11 protein-coding genes are annotated in these 18,922 nt (G+C 71.1%); 8 read left to right on the top strand and 3 right to left on the bottom strand.

The genetic code is table 11. The features are described from left to right. Positions 1-85 precede the first annotated feature (85 nt). A complete protein-coding gene (locus GT354_RS09115; protein ID WP_272923789.1) occupies positions 86-6,382 on the top strand; it encodes a type I polyketide synthase in 6,297 nt (2,098 codons plus the stop codon). A 66-nt stretch (positions 6,383-6,448) separates the two neighbouring features. On the opposite strand, the gene GT354_RS09110 is transcribed toward GT354_RS09115, so the two are convergent. The 3 genes from GT354_RS09110 to GT354_RS09100 are packed head-to-tail and all read right to left on the bottom strand — an operon-like array spanning position 6,449 to position 10,040. After that, on the bottom strand, positions 6,449-7,963 hold the full coding sequence (locus GT354_RS09110) for an FAD-dependent monooxygenase (RefSeq protein WP_161355756.1): 1,515 nt from the start codon (positions 7,961-7,963) through the stop codon (positions 6,449-6,451). A 41-nt stretch (positions 7,964-8,004) separates the two neighbouring features. Beyond that, positions 8,005-9,471, bottom strand: coding sequence for an FAD-dependent oxidoreductase (locus tag GT354_RS09105; RefSeq protein WP_161355755.1), 1,467 nt, complete (start codon positions 9,469-9,471; stop codon positions 8,005-8,007). Between the two features lie 32 nt (positions 9,472-9,503). Further along, positions 9,504-10,040, bottom strand: a complete 537-nt coding sequence (locus GT354_RS09100) for a hypothetical protein (RefSeq protein ID WP_161355754.1) — start codon at positions 10,038-10,040, stop codon at positions 9,504-9,506. 270 nt (positions 10,041-10,310) lie between these two features. Between GT354_RS09100 and GT354_RS09095 the strand changes: the two genes are divergently transcribed. From GT354_RS09095 to GT354_RS09065, 7 genes are all read left to right on the top strand, one after another. After that, positions 10,311-11,138 (top strand): methyltransferase domain-containing protein, encoded by an 828-nt coding sequence (locus GT354_RS09095; RefSeq protein WP_161355753.1) that lies wholly within the window; start codon positions 10,311-10,313, stop codon positions 11,136-11,138. Positions 11,139-11,485: 347 nt separating this feature from the next. Further along, positions 11,486-12,541 carry a 3,5-dihydroxyphenylacetyl-CoA synthase DpgA gene (gene dpgA, locus GT354_RS09090; RefSeq protein WP_161355761.1) on the top strand — a complete coding sequence of 352 codons (1,056 nt, stop codon included), beginning with the start codon at positions 11,486-11,488 and terminating at the stop codon, positions 12,539-12,541. 25 nt (positions 12,542-12,566) lie between these two features. After that, complete coding sequence (dpgB, locus tag GT354_RS09085; protein ID WP_161355752.1) at positions 12,567-13,271, top strand: enoyl-CoA-hydratase DpgB; 705 nt, start codon at positions 12,567-12,569, stop codon at positions 13,269-13,271. A 29-nt stretch (positions 13,272-13,300) separates the two neighbouring features. Continuing rightward, on the top strand, positions 13,301-14,665 hold the full coding sequence (gene dpgC / locus GT354_RS09080; protein WP_237534540.1) for a (3,5-dihydroxyphenyl)acetyl-CoA 1,2-dioxygenase DpgC: 1,365 nt from the start codon (positions 13,301-13,303) through the stop codon (positions 14,663-14,665). Then, the gene (locus GT354_RS09075; RefSeq protein WP_346011945.1) at positions 14,662-16,326 is read left to right on the top strand and encodes a thiamine pyrophosphate-binding protein; all 1,665 of its coding nucleotides are present in this window, start codon (positions 14,662-14,664) and stop codon (positions 16,324-16,326) included. Before dpgC ends, GT354_RS09075 begins: the two co-directional genes overlap by 4 nt. Next, positions 16,323-17,156, top strand: coding sequence for an enoyl-CoA-hydratase DpgD (dpgD, locus tag GT354_RS09070; RefSeq protein WP_161355751.1), 834 nt, complete (start codon positions 16,323-16,325; stop codon positions 17,154-17,156). Before GT354_RS09075 ends, dpgD begins: the two co-directional genes overlap by 4 nt. Positions 17,157-17,271: 115 nt before the next feature. Further along, a partial coding sequence (locus tag GT354_RS09065) for a class I adenylate-forming enzyme family protein (RefSeq protein WP_202511670.1) occupies positions 17,272-18,922 on the top strand: 1,651 nt, incomplete at its 3' end.

Below are 18,922 nucleotides of genomic sequence, written 5' to 3'. Positions count from 1 at the left end.
GGGCAAACGCCACTGGCTCGGCAGCCGGCGAGGCGCGTCCCACGACGCGGCGGGCTCGGGCCAATCGGCCACGGACCACCCCCTTTTGACCGCGATGGTCGAACTCCCCGACGGCGCGACCGTGCACACCGGACTCGTCGACGCGAGCACCCTGCCGTGGCTCGAAGAACACACGGTCGCGGGCACGGCCCTGCTTCCCGGCGCGGCCCTGGTCGATCTGATGTGGCACGTGGCGCACGAGGCAGGGCTCGATCGTGTCCACGAACTCGCGCTGTACGCCCCGGTGTCGGTATCGGCCCAAGCGCCCGCCCAACTTCGGGTCGCGGTCGGCGCGCCGGACGACCAAGGCTCGTGCGAGGCCACGGTGCACACCCGCGCCGAGGACGGTGCCTGGATCCAACACGCCACGGCGACCCTGGGAACGGAACCACCGCAGCCGGCCGACTCCCTGGCCGAGTGGCCGCCACCGGGCGCCGAGCCGATTGCCGTGGACGACCTGTACCCGGAACTGGCCGCAGGCGGCCTCGACTACGGGCCCACGTTTCGCGCCGTGCGCTTCGTGTGGCGCGACGACCGGCACACCTACGCCGAGGTCGCCCTGCCCGAGGGAACCGAAACCGCCGGCCACGCACTGCACCCGGCCCTGCTCGACGCCGCGCTGCATCCGCTCGCATCGGGCGCACCGGCCGGCGGGCGCGAGCCGACGATGCCGTTCGCGTTCACCGGGGCCACCCTCCACGCCCGCGACGCCACGCGGCTGCGGATCCGACTGACGGTGCACGGGCCCCGGACGCTGAGCATCCTGGCGGCCGACACCTCGGGAGCCCCCGTCGCCGTCGTCGAGGAACTGCGACTGCGCGCCGTTCCCGACGCCGCGGCCGCGCCGCCGCCCGACAACACGCTCTTCCACGTCGCGTGGCGCCCGGTCGAGCCGGCGCCCGGCGGCGACCGACCCGACGACGCCCACTACGCGGTGATCGGCGACGCCGCCCTGGCCGAACGCCTGGGCCGGGCCGGGCTGTCCACCAAGGTATGGCCCGATCTCACCACCGAGGACCCGGACCCTCCCGTCGCGGTCCTGCTCCACTACCCGCGCTCTCGGGTGACCGGCGCCCTCGCTGACGACGTGCTGTCGGCCGTCCGCGAACACGCCGCCGCCCTGCGCACCTGGCTCGACGACCAGGATCGCGCGGACATCCCGCTCGTCGTGACGACCACGGGCGCGGTCGCCACCGAGCCCGGCGCCGCGCTCGACCTGGTGCACGCTCCCCTGTGGGGGATGACCCGCACCGCGCAGGCCGAGCATCCGGGACGGATCCTGCTCCTCGACCTCGATCCGGCGGACCTCGACGGCACGCCCTCGGTCGACGCCGACGTCCTGCACGCGGCGCTGGCGTCCAACGAGCCCCAACTGGCCGTCCGCAGCGGGTATTTGCTCGCCGCGCGGCTCGCCCCGGTGCCGGTGTCCACGCTGTCGCCCATCGCCCTGGACCCGGACCGGACCGTGCTCGTCACGGGTGCCAACGGTGGGGTGGCCCGCCACATCGCCGAACACCTGATCGTCGAGCACGGCGTTCGAAACCTGCTGCTGCTCAGCCGTACCCGCCCCGACGCACTGGCCGAACACGTCACCGCGCTCGGCGGCACACCCATCGCCCGCGCGTGCGATGTCGCCGACCCCCGCGAGGTCGCCGACGCCCTCGCCGCGATCCCCGCCGAACACGCGCTCCAGGCCGTCGTACACACCGCCGCCGTCCTGGACGATGCCACCTTGCACCGCGTCACCGAGGCGCAACTCGCTCGCGTGCTGCGGCCCAAAGTGCACGGCACCCTGGTCCTGCACGAGCTGACCCGCGGTCTCGATCTCACCGCGTTCGTCCTGTACTCCAGCGCGTCGGCCGCCTTCGGCGGCGCGGGCCAGGCGGGTTACACCGCAGCCAACGCCTTTCTCGACGCCTTCGCGCACGAGCGCCGCGCCGCGGGCGAACCGGTCACCTCGATCGGCTGGGGTCTGTGGGACACCGGTACCGGAATGGCCGCCACCTTGGGCGAGGCGGACCTGCGGCGGGTGCGCCGCGGCGGCTTCGTCCCGATGAAACCGGCCCAGGCACTGGGTCTGCACGACCTCGCCCCGGGCACCGAGCACGCCTACCTGATCGCCGGCCCGGTCCGCACCCCGGATCGGACCCGTGCCGCGCACGCACTGCTGCGCGACCTGTTCCGGGGCACGAGTGCGCCTCGGCTGCGCAGTGCGACGAACGCCGAGGACGCGTCCGAACTCGCCGTGCGGCTCCGCGGCCGGACCGAGACCGAGCAGCACGAAACCCTGCTGGCCCTGGTGCGGGAGCAGGTCAACGTGGTCCTGGGCCACGCGGCCGACCATGTCGTCGACTCCGGGCAGCCCTTCCGGGAACTGGGGTTCGACTCGCTCACCGCGGTCGAACTGCGCAATCGCCTGCACGCCGCGACCGGGTTGCGGTTGCCCGCGACTTTGGTCTTCGACCATCCCCGACCGCACGCACTGGCCCGGCACCTGGTCACGTGCCTGGTGGGGACCGGCACGGTCGTGCCCGCCCGGGCGCGGGCGCGGGCCGACTCCGACGAGCCGATCGCGATCATCGGCCTGGCCTGTCGCTTCCCCGGCGGTGTCGAAAGCCCCGAGGACCTGTGGCGGTTGCTCGTCGAGGGCCGCGACGCCATCGGCGCCTTTCCCGCCGATCGCGGCTGGGACCTGGACGCGCTGTTCGACGAGGACCGGGATCGGACCGGCACCAGCCACGCCCGCGAAGGCGGCTTCCTGGACGGCGTCGCGGACTTCGACGCCGCGTTCTTCGGGATCTCGCCGCGCGAGGCGTTGGCGATGGATCCCCAGCAACGCCTGCTGTTGGAGACCGCGTGGCACGCCGTCGAGGACGCCGGCCTCGATCCGCTCACGCTGCGGCACACCGCGACCGGAGTCTTCACCGGCATCAGCAATCAGGACTACACGCTTTTGGCCCGCGACCTACCGCCGGAGGTCGAAGGCTATCTCGGCACCGGCAACGCCGGGAGCGTGCTGTCCGGGCGGCTCGCGTACGTCCTGGGTCTGGAGGGACCCGCGATGACGATCGACACGGCATGCTCGTCCTCGCTCGTCGCCCTGCACCTGGCGGCCCAGTCGCTGAGATCGGGCGAATCGACGCTGGCCTTGGCCGGCGGGGTCACCGTGATGGCCACGCCCTCGGTCTTCATCGAGTTCAGCCGGCAACGCGGCCTCGCCGCGGACGGGCGCAGCAAGGCGTTCTCCGCCCGCGCCGACGGGATGGGACCGGCCGAGGGCATCGGCGTCCTCCTGCTGGAAAGGCTGTCCGACGCCCGGCGCAACAACCACCGCGTGCACGCCCTCGTGCGCGGCAGCGCGGTCAACCAGGACGGTGCCAGCAACGGCCTGAGCGCGCCCAGCGGTCCGGCCCAGCAACGCGTCATCCGCACGGCACTCGCCGGCGCCCGGCTGAGCCCGCACGACATCGACGCCGTCGAGGCGCACGGCACCGGCACCGCACTCGGCGATCCCATCGAAGCCCAGGCACTCGTGGAAACCTACGGTGTCGAACGCACGACGCCGCTGTACGTGGGGTCCGTCAAGTCCAACATCGGCCACACGCAGGCCGCCGCGGGTGCCGCGGGGGTGCTCAAGATGGTGCTGGCCATGCGCCACGGCGTGGTGCCCGCGACGTTGCACGCGGACGACCCGACCCCGCATGTGGACTGGTCGGGCCCGGTCGTCCTCGCCGGCGCCAACACCCCGTGGCCCGAGACCGGCCGCCGGCGCCGCGCCGCCGTGTCGTCCTTCGGGATCAGCGGAACCAACGCACACGTGGTGCTCGAACAAAGCCCCGACCCCGAGGTCTCACACGTCCGGGACGACACCGGCCTGCCCGTGCCGATCCTGCTGTCCGCACGGTCGGCGGGCGGATTGCGCAACCAGGCGGACCGCCTGCGCGAGCACCTCGAACGCCCCGACACCCCGCCCCTGATCGAGATCGCCCGCCGGCTCGCGACCGGCCGAAGCTCCTTCCCGCATCGGCTGGCCCTGGTCGCCGGGCCGGGGCAGGACATCCGGGCGGCGCTCGCGAGGGCCGCGTCGGGCGAAACCGGTGCCGATGCCGCGGTGGGCATCGCACGTGAGGGACACAGTGCCTTCCTGTTCACCGGCCAAGGCGCCCAACGAGCCGCGGGCGCGGACCTGTACGCCCGTTTTCCCGCGTTCGCCAAGACCCTGGACGACGTGTGCGCGGCCTTGGACCCACACGTCGAAGTGTCCACCCGAGACCTCGTGCTCGACCCGGCGCCAGAGCAACTCGGCCGCACCGAACTGATGCAGCCCGCGACGTTCGCTCTCCAGGTCGCCCTGGCCGAGTTGTTGGCGAGCGAATACGACGTGCGGCCGCACGCGGTGCTGGGCCATTCGGTCGGCGAACTGGCCGCGGCGTACGTGGCCGGGGTGTTGGACCTCACCGACGCCGCCGCATTGATCACCGCCCGGGGCAGGCTGATGGCGCGGCTGCCCGCCGACGGCGCCATGATCGCGATCGCCGCACCCGAGAGCGAAGTGCTGGCCGCGATCACCGGTCGGGAACGGGAAGTGGCGGTCGCCGCCGTCAACGGGCCGACGTCGACCGTGCTTTCGGGGGTCGAGGCGGTCGTGACGGACGTCGCGGCGAGCTTCGCCGCGCACGGTGTGCGCACTCGGCGACTGCGCGTCGCCCGCGCGTTCCACTCGCCCCAACTCGACGAACTGCTCGACGAGTTCCGGTCGGTCGTCACCGGACTGTCGTTCGCCGCCCCGCGCGTCGCGCTGGTGTCGAACGTGACCGGACGCGTGGTCGACGACGAGATCCGCACGGCGGAGTACTGGGTCCGCCAGGCGCGACTGCCGGTGCGCTTCGCCGACGGCGTCGGCGAACTCGTGCGCCTGGGTGCGACCCGGTTCCTGGAACTTGGACCCGACGCGGTACTGACGCCGCTGACCCGGGACTTGGTGCCCGCCGGGCACGTCGTCGCGCCACTGGTACGGCGTGAGCGGGACGAGGCGGACACGCTGACCCGGGCTTTGACCGGCCTGTGGGCGGACGGCGCCCACGTGCGGTGGCGGGGGCTGCTGCCGGACGACGGCGCGGTCGGCGACGTGCCCGGCTACGGCTTCGACCGGGCGCGCTATTGGCTGGACGGTACGTTCGTGCCCGCCGCGGCGGGTCGGGCTCCCACGCACCGCGTCGAGGAGGACCTCGCCGCGTTGCCGCGGTCCGAGTGGCCCGCGCGGGTGGCGGAACTGGTCCGGCGCACCACAGCCGCGGTGCTCGGCCACGGTGACGACGGGGCCGTCGCCTCGGACACGCGGTTCACCGATCTCGGGATCGACTCGATGACCGCGATGGAGTTGCGGGGCCGGCTCGACGCCGCCGCGCGCGTTCGGCTCGACGGCACGGCCGTGTTCGACCACCCCACGCCGAACGCGTTGGCGGCACACATCACGAGTCTGCTGGAGCGCCCCCGCGAGGACGCGGTCGTCGGCGGGAGTATCGGGGCCCTGTACTGGGCCGCCCGCGCGGACGACCGTATCAGCGAGGCGGGGGACCTGCTGCGCACGGCGGCCCGCCTGCGCCCGGCCTTCACCGCGACGACGCTGCCGGCGCCGGCGGCTCCGGTGTCGCTGCGCGACGGTGACGAACCCGTCCCGGTGGTGTGTCTGCCGTCGTTCAGCCCGGCGGCCGGGCCGCACGAGTTCGCCCGGTTCGCCGCCGCCCTGCCCGGGGCGCGCGAGGTGTGGGCGCTGCCCCAACCCGGCTTCGGGCCGGGCGAGTCGATCCCGGCCGACCTCGCCGCGCTGATCGCCCTCCAGGTCACCGCCGTGCGGGGCGTGACCCGAGGGCGACCGTGCGTCCTGGTCGGTCGCTCGGCGTCCGGGTTGCTCGTCAACACCTTGGCCGCCGCGCTGGAGAACTCCGGCGACCCGCTGCACGCGGTCGTCGTGCTGGACGTCTATCCGCCGTCGCTGACCCGCGCGCACCCGTGGATCGAACGGGAACTGACGCGGGCGGTCGCCGCGCGAGAGGACCTGGCGACCTTGCACAACGACGCCCGACTGATCGCGATGGGACGCTACTTCGAGGTGTTCGCCGACTGGGAGCCCACGCCGACCGCGGCGCCCACCCTGCATGTGCGCGCCGAGAGCCCCTTCGCCGCCGAGCTGACCGATCCGGAATCGGGTTACGGCGACTGGCGCTCGGCCTGGAGTCTTGCGCACGACGCGGTCGACGTTCCCGGTGACCACTTCGGCATTCTCGACGCCTTCGCCGCGTCCACGGCCGCGGCGGTCGGCGCCTGGCTGCGCGAGCGTTGACCACACGCGAAGCCCCCCGGCCCATCAAGGGCCGGGGGGCTTCGCGTGTGCTCGGTGGGCCGGAACCTATCGACCGGGCGCGCCGAACCAGGTGCGCAGGGCGGCGTCGAGGCGCTTGGCGTGTCCGGGACTGTCGTCGTGGTCGGGCGCCACCCAGCAGACATGACCGTCGGGCCGCACCAGCACCCCCGTGGCGCCCCACCGCGACAGGTCGCCCCGGGCGACCTCGACCCGGTCCGCCCACGGTGCGGCGCAGTCGCCGTACGCGGCGTCGGCGACCAGCAGGCCGCGGGCACCACGCAGCCGACCGAACAACGTCCCTCGGTCCAGTGCGAGGTCGGGCATGCGCGCGCCCAGCACCCGGTGTTCCGGCTCGCCGGGGATCTCGTAGCGCACGTCGAGCCCGGAGAGCATGCCGGCGAAACGATCGTTGACCTCACGCATGCCCAGCAAGGTGACGAAGGTGCGGCGCAGAGCGTCGAACTCGGCCGCCGGATGGGTCAGATACGCCTGCACCCGGGTGTTCTCCAACACGCGTGCGCCGATCGACCGGCGCTCGGTGTGGTAGGTGTCCAACAGTGCGGCGGGTGCCCGACCGAGCACGGCCGCGGCGAGCTTCCAGCCGAGGTTCATCGCGTCCTGCACACCGACGTTGAGCCCCTGCCCGCCGGCCGGGATGTGGATGTGCGCCGCGTCGCCGACCACGAACACGTGGCCCAGGCGATAGTGATCGACCAGGTGGGCCGCGTCGGAGAGGCGGGAAGCCCACTCCACCTCGGCGATGTCGACCTCGTCGCCGTAGCGCTGGACGACGGCCGCCCGGACCTCCTGCTCGGTGACCGGCCGGGCCGCCTCGACGGCACCGCCGTACTCGGCCCACACGACCCGATACCGCCCGTTCGGCAGGGGAACCAGGGGATAGGCGACGTTGCGTCGATCACCGCGCTCCTCGCCGAGCAGGTCGGCGGTACGACGGGGACGGGTGAGCACCTCGGCCGGCGCCGCGCGCAGCACGACATCGGCCACCACGCCGGAGAAGTCCGTCGAGGTACCCGGGAAACCGAAACCGCCCAGCCTGCGCACGGCGCTGTCGTGGCCGTCGCAACCGATCACGTACCGCGTGCGGAAGGCGACCTCGCCGTCCGGTGTCGCCACGATCGCGGTGGCGCCGTCGTCGTCCTGGGTGAGCCCGACGAGCTCGTGCGAGCGCAGGACGCGCACACCGCGGCGCGCGAGTTCGGACTCCAACAACTGCTCCAACAGGTTCTGCGGGTAGATCAGGTGATAGGGATGCGCGCTCTCCCACCGGTCGTAGGTCAGCGGAACCGGCAATCCGGCGAAATGGCCGTCCGGGATACGGGCGACCGCGTCCACGAGGACGGCGTCGAGCAGGGCGCGCATGTCCAGCACTTCCACGGTTCTGGGCTGGAGACCGAGGCCCTTGGAGTGGCGGTTGGCGACGGGCAACCGATCGACCACCGTCGCGCGCACACCCGCCAGGGCCAACTCGTGGGCGACGGTCAGGCCGGCCGGGCCTGCGCCCACCACCAGGACGTCGACAGTGTGGGTGGCGCGGCTCATCGAAACTCCTTCGTCGGCTTGGCAAACGCGGGAACGGTGGGTCAGCCCTCGATGCCCTGCGGGAGCCGGAACAGCCCCCCGGGGTCGTAGTGCCGTTTCACCCGAAGCAGTCGCGGGTGATTCGCGCCCCAATAGGCCCTGGTCCACTCGGTCAGGTGCGGATCGGGAAAGTTCACGTAGGAGTGGCCGCTGGACCAGGGATCGAGCAGGGCGAAGCCGCGATCCACCCAGCTCTGGGCCCGCGCCGCGCGATCGGCGGCGGGTTTGGCCTCCGGCAGCAGCAGGGCGTGGCCGACGAGGAAGAGCGCGTCGCGATGCGCGTACGCGGTCGCCTCCGGGGCGACTCGGTTGACGGCGCCACCGAGTGCGGTGAGATTGACGAACCGGGTCTGGTCCGCCTCGCGGTCCGCGTCGAAACCGCGCACCAGGGCGGCGATCTCGGCGCGCTCCAGCGGGCGGTCGAACAACCGGTTGCGTTCGCGTTGGAACTGCTGACGGGGCAATACCGCGCCGGGACGGGTCCCGACGCGGTGGCATTCCTCGACGGTGCGGGTTCGGCCGCCACCGTAGAGCCACATCATGGAGTCGTAGTAGGACTCGTCCAGCAGGACCCGGGCGACCGGTTCGACGCCGGCCCGCGCGACGAGGTCCGCGATCAGCGCGCGGGCCTGCTCCACCGGGCCCATCAAGGTGCCGATCAACACCACGGTCAGCGGGGCCCCGGGCGCGGCGTCGCCGAGCACGAGACTGATCGACGTACTCGCCTCGTCGGGCGCGGCCAAGACCCATTCCTGCCACGCGGACAGCACGTCCACGGCGCTTTCGCCGGTCCACACGAGCTGGAAGAGCACCAGATGCGGGATGCGGCGGGCGAGGACCTCGAAGTCGACGACCGCGCCGAAGTTCCCGCCACCACCGCCGCGCAAGGCCCAGAACAGGTCCGGGTGTTCGTCGGCCGAGCAGCGTAGGACGCGCCCGTCCGCGAGCACGACCCGGGCCGAGACGAGGGCGTCACACGCGAGCCCGAATCGTCGGCTCTGCGGCCCGTTGCCACCGCCGGAGACGAATCCGCCTGCGGCGACCGTGGGGCACATGCCGTTGGCCACGGCCAGGCCGTGCGGCCACAGGGTGGCCAAGGCGTCGACGGCCTGGGTGCCGGGGCCGAGGTGGACGGTCCGGCCGTCGGTGCGCACGTGTGCGAGTCGGGACAGGTCCAGCACCAGGCCCGGGCTGGTCGACCAGCCGGCGAAACTGTGTCCACCGCTGCGCAGTCGAAGCGGCACGTCGTGCGCGGCCGCGAAGGCCAGGCCGGTGCGCACGTCCTGTTCGTCGGCGCAGTAGACGACGCACGCGGGCGAGACGTCGTCGTATTCGGCGATCTGCAACTGAACGGCCAGACCGTAGCCCGAGTCGCCGGGACGCACGGCGTCACCGCTCAGGGCCTCGGCCAGGGACGCCCAGTCGGGCGAGCGTCGTTCGAGCCCGGTGTCGGCGGACGAGGCAACCATGCTTCCTCCGAAGGAGAGTCTTCCCGAGTCGGTCAGACGACCAGCGTCTGGGTGGCCACGACCGGGAGCCCCACGAGGTCGCAGATCGTCTGCGGACCCTGGTCGCCGCCGTTGACGACAATGACTCGACGACCCGGTGCGAACGTGTACAGGCCGGTCTCGGTCGCCTCGAACCTGGTGTGGCCGCCGCTGAGCAGCACGCCGTGGCCGACCAGGGCGGGTTCCACGTTGGTCAACCCGTACGCGATCGGCTCGGCATCGCCGGCGCCGCCGACGGCCACCCCCAGACGACCGCTGATGTCGTTGGCGGGGCGCGCGAACTTGGTGCCGTGCAAGGTGCGCAACGTCAGCCACAGGTCGATGTACGCCCCCCGGCGCACGACCACCGGCGCGGTGATGCCGAACTCGATCTCGTCCTCGATCGGTTCGGCGCGTTCGGGGAGTGTGCACGAGTAGGTCGCCCGCACGGTGCCGGTGTGCACGACGCGCACCACGCCGTCGAGTTCGGCCGCGGCCGCGACGGGGTCGGCCAGTAGCGCGGCGGTCAGGACGGAGGAACCGGTAATCACGTCGAAACACCTCGTCGTCTATTCGGTCGAATAAGTGCGGAGGCACCGCAAGGCGATGACGTCCGACGGTGGAGTGACCCAAGGTCACCCATTCCCCGGGCCGGGGGCAACCCCTAGGGACACCCCCTAGAAAAGCCGCCCCGAGCGCGAAACACCGGTATTTGTCGGCGACATCGAGGTGGCCTCTTTCCTTGAGCGCGAGCAACCGCCACGATGCCCTTACGGATCGATTCGGAGCCGAGCCTTCAGCGGACATGGAAAGGTCGGATCATGACGAAGACGCGCAACCCCAGCCCTGCGGATGTGGGTGCGATGTACGATGGTTTCGACAAAATGGACGTGCTCCATTTCGGTTATTGGGAGGACCCGGACGACGAAACGCCCGTCGCCGAGGCGGCGGATCGTCTCACGGATCTGGTGATCGATCGGCTCGGCGTCACCGCGGGCGCGCGCCTGCTGGACGTCGGCTGCGGCATCGGTACGCCGGCGGTACGCATGGCGACTCGCACGGGCGCGGACGTACTGGGTATCACCATCAGCGGCAAGCAGGTCCAACGGGCGACCGAACTGGCCGCGTCGCAGGGGCTGGGGGAGCAGGTCCGGTTCGAGCTCGCCGACGCGATGGACATGCCGTTCCCGGATGGGTCGTTCGACTCCGTGTACGCCCTCGAATCCATCATTCACATGGACCGGCCGCAGGCCCTGCGGGAGATGGCCCGGGTGGTTCGGCCCGGTGGCAGGATCGTGCTCACCGACATGTACGACCGCATACCCGCGCCCGAAGGGCAGCCCTCGCTCATCCACTTCATGACCGAGGCGTGGATGATGAGCGAGCTGATCGGGGCCGAGGACTATCCCGACCTCGCCGCCGCCGCGGGACTGCGTCTGGTCGAGGTCATGGACCTCAGCGAGAAGGTGCTGTGGCGCACCCTTCGGGTGGTCGCCCACCAGCTTCGCGCCCAAAACGACGCGCTGGTGCCGGAACAGATCGTGGACCGGATCAACGCGGAGGAACCGAGCGAGGCACTCGACCTGCCGAGCCTGTTGGAGAACTCGCGCGAGTTGGGCTGTCAACTGGTCGTCCTGCAACGCGACTGACCAACGACCCGAAGCGTGGCCGACGACCACCCGGCGGTGCGAAAGCCGGATACCGGCACTTCGGATATCGCCGGTCGGGTATCCCTTGCTCGTCGTCCGCGCCCGCCGAAAGCCGATTGGACAGTGGTGGCGATATCCGCTTCCCGAAACCACGGCCCGGCCCGAAACGCCACCATATCCGTGTACGCCGAAAGCACACGGCCGTGGCATCACGGCCGCGGCCCGTGCGCGCCGATCGATCGCGCTCGACTCTCGATTCGAGGTGAGGTATGAGCGGAAAGCTGCTCTCGAAGTACGACGAATGTCTCGAGTCCCCCGAATCGAGTTCGGAATTCGCGGGGGAAAGAATGCGGACCAAGCCGAGAATAATAGGCGTCGGTTCGGCCGTGCCGCCGTTCTCCTACTCCCAGGAGGAAGTTCTCGACATCTTCGGGGTCACCGACCCCCGGATAAGGTCGGTGTTCCTCAACGGCGCGATCGACCGCCGCTTCCTCCACCTGCCCCCGGAACTTCCCGACGGCAGCCGGCGGGTGGAAACCCAGGGCGAACTGCTGCGCAAGCACTGCGCCGACGGCCTCGACATGGGCTCACGGGCCCTGCAGGAGTGCCTCAAGCAAGCGGAAGCGGAACTGAGCGACGTCCGCTACCTGTGCTGTGTCACCTCGACCGGCCTGCTCACCCCCGGCTTCAGCGCGCTCCTGATCAAGGAACTGGGGCTGCGCCCGGACACCAGCCGGCTGGACGTGGTGGGAATGGGCTGCAACGCCGGACTCAACGCACTCAACGCCGTGGCCGGCTGGGCCGACACGCATCCGGGCGAACTGGCCGTGATGGTGTGCGTGGAGGCATGCTCCGCGGCGTACGTCTTCGACGGAACGATGCGCACCTCCGTCGTCAACAGCCTGTTCGGCGACGGCGCGGCCGCGGCCGCCGTGCTCGCGGGCGAGGGCGACGCCCGGCCCGGGCCCGCGGTACTTAAATTCGCCAGCCACATCATCACCGACGCGGTCGACGCGATGCGCTTCGACTGGGACGACGACCAGGGAAAATTCAGCTTCTTCCTCGATCGCGACGTCCCCTACGTCGTCGGCGCCAACGCGGAGACCGTCCTGCAACGCCTGCTGAGCGGAACGGGCCTGCGCGCACACGACATCGCCCACTGGATCGTGCACTCCGGCGGCAAGAAGGTCATCGATTCGGTGATGGTCAACCTGGGACTGACCAGGCACGACGTCCGATACACCACCGAGGTGCTGCGCGAGTACGGGAACCTCTCCAGCGGGTCCTTCCTCTTCTCGTACGGGCGGCTGACGGAGTCGCGATCGCCCCAGCCGGGCGACTACGCAGTGTTCATGACCATGGGGCCCGGCTCGACCATCGAGACGGCACTCCTGCGTTACTGACCCAGTTCAGGAAAGCGGTGGCGAGATGTCTTCCGGAAGCACGCCCGGTGGTGTCCATCAAGGCCCGACCCACCTGGAGATCGGCGACGAACAAAGACCGACACCCGCACTGATCGCGGCGGTGGAAGCACTGTGCGACAGCACGGACAACGCCGTCGGACAACCGCCGGCGGTGCTGCGCCTGGGATCGAGGTCGACCCCGTCGGCACCGGCCGAACCGAGTACCGGACTGGCCATCCACCTGGTGAGCAGGTGGGAGCGGGCCCTACGCAGGCTGGAGCGGATCGGGGCGGTGACGATCGCCGTCGCCGAAGGCAGGTGCGCGGGACCGGCGTTGGAGGCATTGCTCTCCTGCGACTACCGAATCGCCACCCGTGACCTGCGCCTGGAACCCTCCACCACGCTCGGCGAACCCTGGCCCGGCATGGTGGTACACCGGCTGGCCAACCAACTCGGAGTCGCCCGAGCCCGGCAACTGGTGCTGTTCGGCACCGGCATGTCCGCCGCACAGGCCCTGGAGGTCGGCCTGGTCGACGAACTCACCGACGACGTGCCCACGGCCGTGGCCACCCGGATTGCCCTGCTTCGCCCACTGACGGGCTCCGAGGTGGCCATCCGCCGCCGGCTCCTGCTGGAGGCGACCGCGACCAGCTTCGAGGACGCACTCGGCGCACACCTCGCCGCCTGCGATCGCACGCTGCGGCGAATACCGAACGGCACGGCGTCATGACCACAACCGACGAGAAAGGAGGATCGGTCATGGTCTCGGCCGCAACGGTCCGCGGTGACGAAAAGCCCGAAGCGATGATCACCGGCGAGTTCGCCACCGACACCGCGGCCCTGCGCGAGCACACCGAACGCGGTGAAGACCTACTGGCCGCGCTGCCGGCCAAGGCACAGCGCTCGAAGACGCAACAGGCCGCCGTCGAACACGCACATCACGGCAGCCGCCGGCTGCGCGCGCGGTTCATGACCGTGCACGCGGAACGCGTCTACGCCGAACTGACCGACGGTTACGCGAACCGACCCCGAATCGCCGAACTGGCGACGTCGGCGGGCGGGCGATTCCCGGGACTGGTACCCGATCGCGCCCAACTGGCAACGGAGTTCGCGCTCAGCCAAGAACACAAGGAAGGCCGGGAGATCGACCAGGCCATCCTCTTCGCGCAGTTCCTGCGACAGCCCACCGTCGGCGCCCACCTGATCGAGTCGATGCTGCGACCGACGCCGCGCGCGCTCGCGCTGTCGGCGGACTTCCACCGCCTCGGCGAACTCGACCTGGGCTCGGTACGCATCGAACGCCGGGCCGGCATCGCCCACCTGACCATCTGCAACGTGCACTGCCTCAACGCCGAGGACAACGCGCTCACCGAGGACCTGGAGACCGCCGTCGATCTGGCCCTGCTGGACGACGGCGTCCGGGTGGGCGTGCTACGCGGCGCCACCATGACGCATCCGCGCTACGCGGGCCGACGCGTCTTCAGCGCCGGCATCAACCTCAAGCACCTTCGGCAGGGCAAGATCTCCTACGTCGACTTCCTGCTGCGCCGGGAACTGGGCTTCATCCACAAACTGTGGCGCGGACTCGCCGTCGAGGACACCTCCCGGATCTGGCCGCAACAAACCCTGGAAAAACCCTGGGTCGCCGCAGTGGACACCTTTGCCATCGGTGGCGGGGCACAGCTGCTCGCGGTCTGCGACCGAGTCGTCGCCGGCTCGGACGCCTACTTCAGCGTGCCCGCCGCGCGCGAAGGAATCGTGCCCGGCGCCGCCAACCTGCGCCTGGGCAGGTCCACCGGCGGCCGATTGGCGCGCCGAGTCCTCCTGGGGGATCGGCGCATCCACGCCGACGAACCCGACGCGCGGCTGGTATTCGACGACATCGTCGATCCCGGCGAGGTCGGCGACGCCGCCGAACGCGCGGCCACACAGCTCGACAGCCCCGCGGTGACCGCCAACCGCCACATGCTCAACCTCGCCGAGGAACCGATCGATCGATTCCGCGTCTACATGGGCGAGTTCGCCCTCACCCAGGCGATTCGCCTGTACAGCACGGATGTCCTGGCCAAGGTCGCCGGAGCATGGTCGGGAAACGCCGACGGCACCGGGGGTGATCCCCGGTGAGGCCGGTGCAGGCCATGCTGAAGGTGCTGCGCGACGAGGGCGTGGACAAGGTCTTCGGAAACCCCGGCACCACCGAACTGTCGTTCGTCGACGCCCTGGTGGACTCCGGTGACATCGAATACGTGCTCGGCCTCCAAGAGGCGTCCGTGGTCGCCATGGCCGACGGCTACGCCCGCGCCACCGGCCGCCCGGCCTTCGTCAGCCTGCACGCGGCCGCCGGGCTGGCCAACGGCCTCGTCGGCCTGCTGAACGCCGGCCGTTCGCGAACCCCACTGGTGGTCACGGCGGGCCAGCAGGACCGGCGACACCTGGTGCAGGACCCCATGCTCAGCGCCGACCTGGTGCGACTTGCCGGCGCCGCGGTCAAGCACTCCTTCGACGTGCAACACGCACCCGACCTGCCCATACTGCTGCGCCGGGCCTTCCACCTCGCGACGCAACCCCCGGCCGGCCCGATCTTCCTGTCCGTGCCGATGGACCTGCTCGCGGAGGACACCGACGTCGACGTGCCGGGCCGATCCACCGTCGTCCCGCTCGGCCCCGCCGACCGCATCGACGACGCCGCCGCCATCCTGGCGGGCGCCCGACACCCCGCGATCGTGGCCGGCGACGGCGTCGGACGCGACGGCGCAACGGCCGAACTGACGCTGGTGGCCGAGGCACTCGGCGCCACCACCTACCACCAACCGATGAACGACGGCCTGGATTTCCCGACGGCCCACCCCCTCTACGCCGGCGTCCTCGCGCCGGTCAACGCGCTGATCCGCGAGGCGCTCGCCCCCCACGACGTGGTCCTGATCGTCGGCTGTCACGCCTTCATGGCCCACCACTACAGCCCCGGCTCGGCGATACCCGACGACACCCGCGTGGTGCAACTCGACGCCGACAGCGCCGAGATCGGCCGAAACTTTCGCGTCGAACTGGGACTCGTGGGCGGGATACGCGCGAGCCTGGCCGCCATGGCCGATGAGCTGTCGGCGGCCACGCGCGAAAACTCGGCCGAGATCCGCACCCGGACAAGGGCCCGCGCCGACCGTACGGCGGACGAGCGCGGACGATGGGACGCGTCGGCTCTCGCGGCCTACGGGCCCGCGCCCCTGGACCCCCTCGCCGCCGTCCACGCGATCGCGTGCGCACTGCCCGAGGACGCGGTGGTGATCGAAGAGGCCATCACGAGCGGAGTGTTGCTGCGCCGGGTGCTGCGCCAGACCCGGCCCAAGTCCTTCGTGCACACCGTCGGTGGCGGCCTGGGCTCCGGTATCGGCGCCGCCATCGGCAGCCGCATGGGCGATCCCGACCGACCGGTGGTCGCGGTGCTGGGAGACGGGTGCGCGATGTTCGGCCTCCAGGGTCTGTGGAGCGCCGCCCGCTACGCGGTGCCGGTCACCTTCGTGGTGATGAACAACGGCGAATACCGAACACTCAAGGAAACCCTCGACTCCCGGCCGGGGGATCCCGGGCGATCGACCGGACACACGGGACTGAGCCTGGGACCGCCCGCGCTCGACTTCACCACGGCCGCCGCGTTCTTCGGCATGGAGACGGTCCGGGTGAGCGATGCGCGAGAACTCACGGAGATCATCGGCAAAGCCGGGCAACGCGTCGCCCCACTGCTGGTGGACGTCCCCCTGCGCGGCCACCGAAGCGGCGGTGCGCGATGAACCCGGAGCAGGACGCGTCGACCCCGACGCCTTCGCCACCCAGGGTCCGCTACGACAAGGACGGGCACCTCGCCCGCATCACCCTCGATCGACCGCACGTGCTCAACGCGATGGACGTGCGCACCCACGAGGAACTGGCCGAGATCTGGGACGACTTCGAGCGCGACGACAACATTCGGGTCGGGGTCCTCTCCGGTGCCGGAGACCGCGCCTTCAGCGTGGGACAGGATCTCAAGGAACTGGTGGCGCGGACGGAGAACGGATCCGCGCCCCCCTCGACCTTCGGCAGCCGGGGCAAGCCGGGCTGGCCTCGACTGACCGAACGGTTCTCCCTCTCCAAGCCGATCATCGCCAAAGTGCGCGGCTACGCACTCGGCGGTGGCTTCGAACTCGCCCTGGCCTGCGACCTCATCGTGGCCTCCGACGACGCGTGCTTCGGCCTGCCCGAGGCACGTCTGGGACTGATGGCCGGCGCCGGTGGCGTCTTCCGCCTCACCCGGCAACTGCCGCTGCGCACGGCGTTGGGCCATTTGATGACCGGGCGCCGGCTCGGGGCGGTGCGCGCGTTCGAGTTGGGGTTGGTCAACGAAGTCGTGCCGGCCGCCGAACTGGACGACTGTGTGGACGGCTGGGCGCGGGACTTGCTCAAGTGCGCGCCGCTGTCCCTGCGCGCGATCAAGGAATCCGCGTTGCGATCGGCCGACCGATCCCTGGAGGAAGCGTTCGCGACCCGCTACGTGTGGGAGGAACGCCGCATGCACAGCGAGGACGCGCGGGAGGGCCCGCTGGCCTTCGTGCAAAAGCGCCCACCCCGATGGCGGGGACGCTGACTCAGGGAAGCGGATCGGACAGCCGTGAGCCCGTGGACCCGTGAGCCGTGAGCACCGGGTTCGCCGGATCGCCCCCGCTCGACAGTGATTCTCGTGCCGAGGAAGCAGGTAGATCGTGCGCACCGAATTGATCCGGCCGCTCGCGGAGTTGCTCAAGCAGCAGGCTCACCGACTGGGCGACAAGATCGCGTTCCGCGATCCCACTCGCGAAGTGAGCTACGCCGAACTCGAACGGCGCACGAGCCGGATCGCCGGGCACCTGGTGGCCCACGGCGTACAGCGCGGGGACCGGATCGTCATCAGCCTCGGCAATCGAGTCGAGACCCTGGAGGCGTACTACGCCGTGAACCGGGCCGGCGCCGTCGGAGTGCCGGTGGACCCTCGGGCCGCCACCCCGGAGTTGGCGTACCTGCTCGACGACAGCGGTGCCACCGCAGTGCTGACCGACCGCGCGCATGTCGACCGGATCCTCGAACTGGCCGCCGAACGCGCGCTGCCGACCACGATCGTCGTCGTGGGCGACGACGCGGTGCCCGCGCCGCTGCTGCGCTTCGAGGACCTGGCGACCATCGATCCCGTCGTGCCCGCCCGGGACGACCTCGGACTCGACGAGACCGCGTGGATCCTCTACACGTCCGGCACCACCGGGCGGCCCAAGGGAGTGGTGTCCACCCAGCGCAACTGCCTGTGGTCGGTGGCGGCCTGCTACGCACCCGTACTGGGCCTGTCCGAACAGGACTACGTGCTGTGGCCCATGCCGTTGTTCCATTCCCTGGCCCATGTGCTGTGCGTGCACGGCGTGGTGGCCACCGGCGCGACCGTGCGGATCACGCCCGGCTTCGCCGCCGACGACGTGCTCGACCTGGTGGCCCGAGAGCCGTTCACTTTCCTGGTCGGCGTGCCCACCATGTTCCACCACCTGCTGCGGGCCGCCGACGGGGCGCAATCGGTCGTGCCGTCCCTGCGCATGTGCCTGGTCACCGGAGCGGTGGCGACCGCGGCACTGAAGGAGTCGTTCGAGACGGCCTTCGCCGTGCCGCTCGTCGACAGCTACGGCAGTACCGAGACCTCGGGCGCCATCACGATGAACCACCCGGACGGCCCGCTGGTCGCCGGATCGTGCGGATTGCCCGTACCCGGACTCGACGTACGCGTGGTCGACCCGCAGACCGGGGTCGACGTCGCCACCGGCGAACCGGGAGAGGTATGGGTCGGCGGCCCCAACCCGATGCGCGGCTACCACCGCCAACCCGTGGCCACCGCAAGCGCGTTGCGTGACGGCTGGTACCGCACCGGCGACCTCGCCCGCCGCGACGCACAGGGCTACCTGACCATCTGCGGCCGGATCAAGGAACTCGTCATCCGAGGCGGCGAGAACATCCAACCCGCCGAGATCGAGGACGTGATCCGCGACGTCCCCGGCGTGGCGGACGTCGCGGTGGCCGGACGGCCGCACGAAGTGCTCGGCGAGGTACCGGCCGCCTACGTCGTACCCGACGCGGGCGGACCGCTCGACGTCGAAGCGATCTTCGCGGCCTGCCGCTTGCACCTCGCCCACCACAAGGTGCCGGAAGAGGTGTACGAGATCGAGGCGATCCCGCGCACGGCCTCCGGGAAGATCAGCCGGCTCGCCTTGGCCTCGCGGCCCGCGCGGTTGGTCGCCACCCTGGCCGCCCGCAACGAGTGGCTCTTCCGCGTCGACCGGCAGCCGTGGTCGGCGATGCCGGCCGCCCCGCTGGGCACGTGCGCCGTGGTGGGCGACGACC

Source organism: Streptomyces sp. SID3343 (assembly GCF_009865215.1).
Classification (GTDB): domain Bacteria; phylum Actinomycetota; class Actinomycetes; order Streptomycetales; family Streptomycetaceae; genus Embleya.
This window is presented reverse-complemented; position numbering and strand designations above follow the sequence as displayed.